Source organism: Micromonospora sp. CPCC 206060 (genome assembly GCF_036906895.1).
Lineage (GTDB): Bacteria > Actinomycetota > Actinomycetes > Mycobacteriales > Micromonosporaceae > Micromonospora.
Map to the genome: position 1 here is coordinate 1 of NZ_JBAKHU010000243.1, position 1,029 is coordinate 1,029.

Annotated in this window: 1 protein-coding gene; it reads left to right on the top strand. The window is 64.4% G+C overall.

Annotated features, from left to right (window positions below; translation table 11 throughout):
• Window positions 1-162 precede the first annotated feature (162 nt).
• Window positions 163-984 (top strand): transposase family protein, encoded by an 822-nt coding sequence (locus V6U90_RS33520; protein ID WP_334445213.1) that lies wholly within the window; start codon window positions 163-165, stop codon window positions 982-984.
• Window positions 985-1,029: the final 45 nt, after the last annotated feature.

Here is a 1,029-nt window from a genome sequence, read left to right on the forward strand (position 1 = left end):
TGAGCCATTCCGGGTAAGCCTCTGACTACCAGGAGCGCTGTCCGGGATGAGGGATCATGGGCGGGAATCGCCATGATGGGCACGATCAACAGGTAAGGGCGCGGAACTCCGATACGAAGTGGTCCTCTCACAGATCGACTTCTACGGAGCCCCGCGCCGACCATGAGTATCACCTACACCGCCACCCTGCCGGTACGCGACCGGACCGTGTTCTACCTATCGACACTGCTGCACGCCGAACGGCAGCGGCGCGGTACGCGCAACAAGCGCCGTGCGTTGAGCTGCTTCAAGCAGTCCGTCTTGGTCCTGCGCTGGCTGCTGGACGGCACCCGGATGTCCCAGCTGGTCTGCGACAACGAGGTCAGCACGTCCACCGGGTACGACTACCTCAACGAAGGCATCACGGTCCTGGCCGCTCAGGCCCCGGGCCTGCACTCGGCGTTACTGGCTGCGAAAGCCGCCGGCTACGACTATGTACTCCTGGACGGCACCCTGATCGAGACCGACCGGGTGTCGACGCCCGGTCCCACACCGGGGGTGGACCTGTGGTGGTCGAAGAAACACAAGAATCACGGCGGCAACATCCAGATCCTGACCGCTCCGGACGGCTGGCCGCTGTGGACCTCGCCGGTGCGGCCCGGCCGGGAACACGACACCACCTGCCTGCGCACCCACCCCGAACTGCTCGACACCCTCACCAACATCCGCGACGACGTACGCACCCTGGCCGACCTGGGCTACGAAGGCGAAGCCGACACCATCGCCATAGCGTTCAAGACCCCGCCCAACGGGAAGCTCACCGACGTCCAGCAGCAGTTCAACCAGGCCCACAACCGGCTCCGCGCGGTCGGCGAACGCGGAAACAGCCTGCTCAAGATGACCTTCAAAGCCCTGCGCAACGTCAGCCTGTGCCCCTGGAAGATCGGCGACATCGTCGCCGCGGCCCTGGTCATCCTCCACATCGAGCACGGACGAACCACCTGAAACGACCACTACGCACAGTTGCAGACCGTTACTCGGAAACCTTCA

Bases quoted from the DNA above. Each gene is read 5' to 3' on its own strand.
- V6U90_RS33520 (WP_334445213.1), top strand. From the start codon at position 163: ATGAGTATCACCTACACCGCCACCCTGCCGGTACGCGACCGGACCGTG.